The organism is Kitasatospora sp. NPDC093558 (assembly GCF_040683475.1).
Lineage (GTDB): Bacteria > Actinomycetota > Actinomycetes > Streptomycetales > Streptomycetaceae > Kitasatospora.
Genome location: NZ_JBFBDY010001205.1, coordinates 1 through 1342, shown reverse-complemented (window position 1 = coordinate 1342; position 1342 = coordinate 1). Strand labels below are relative to the sequence as shown.

Sequence of the window (1342 nt, the reverse complement as noted above, 5' to 3'; positions counted from 1 at the left end):
CGGGGCGCGGCGCCGCACCAACTCCCGCGGCTGGTGTACGAGGCGCGCCTGACGGAATCCCCGGACGGCCTGCACCGCAATCTGGCGCTCGTCTGGGATCCTCCAGACGGGCATCCGGAGACCCTCGGGCTGGGCGACCCGCGGGACTGACCCGGCGGGCTGGGGAGACGGCGCGGGCGAGACACGGACGAGGAGAGAGCGGCGATGAGCGAAGCAGCGGGACCGGAGCGCAGCACCGCGGTGCCGGACGAGGCCGGGGACGGCTGGCGGATCTACCGGGGCGACGACGCGGTCGTGCGCGACCTGCCGCTGCCCGCCGCCCCGCCGTGGCGCCGCTTCGGCGCGCTGCCCGGCCCCCGGACCGCCCCGGCCTACCGGATCGGCCCGCAGGAGGCCGACGTGGTCAACGCCGCGCTGCACCTGCGCCGTCCGCTGCTGGTCACCGGCCGTCCCGGCACCGGCAAGTCCTCGCTGGCGGCCTCGGTGGCCCGCGAGCTCGGGCTCGGCCCGGTGCTGCGCTGGCCGGTGAACAGCCGCACCACCCTGCAGGACGGCCTCTACCGCTACGACGCCGTCGGGCGGCTGCGCGACACCGGCCGCTCCCGCGAACTGGCGGCCCCGGAGCCGGACATGGGCAGCTACCTGCGGCTCGGCCCGCTCGGAACCGCGCTCGCCACCGGGCGCCCCGGCCGGCCGCGGGTGCTGCTGGTCGACGAGCTGGACAAGGGCGACCTGGACCTGCCCAACGACCTGCTGGTGGTCTTCGAGGAGGGCGAGTTCGAGATCCCCGAGCTGAGCCGGCTGCCCGACGACCACCCGGACGTGCGGGTGATGCTGACCGGCACCCGGGAGCGCCACCTGGTGCACCACGGCCTGATCGGCTGCCAGGAGTTCCCGGTCACCGTCCTGACCAGCAACGGCGAACGCGACTTCCCGCCGGCGTTCCTGCGCCGCTGCGTGCGACTCGACCTGCCCGAGCCGGACGAGGCGCGGCTGCGCGAGATCGTGCGGGCCCACCTGGGCGAGGACGGGCTGCGGGCCGGGGAGGACCTGATCGAGGCCTTCCTGCACCGGCGCGACCACGACCGCGGCGCCCTGGCCACCGACCAGCTGCTCAACGCCGTCCACCTGCGGCTCGGCGGCGTGGAGCTGGGCCGCGAGGGGCTGCTCGGTGCGGTGCTGCGCCCGCTGGAGGAGCCGGAGCCCGGGCTCGGATGATCGACCGACTGCGGGCAGCCCTGGGGACCGCCGGCACCGGCCTCACCCCGACCGAACTGGCGGAGATCCTCTGGCTGGCCGCGCGCATCCCGCCCGGGGGCCTGGCCGGGGCACCCGACGCCCC

At 76.6% G+C, this 1342-nt stretch carries 1 protein-coding gene; it reads left to right on the top strand.

Annotation, left to right across the window (positions count from 1 at the left end; genetic code table 11):
* Window positions 1-204 precede the first annotated feature (204 nt).
* A complete protein-coding gene (locus AB0O00_RS39760; RefSeq protein ID WP_363659539.1) occupies window positions 205-1218 on the top strand; it encodes a MoxR family ATPase in 1014 nt (337 codons plus the stop codon).
* The last annotated feature ends 124 nt before the right edge of the window (window positions 1219-1342 follow it).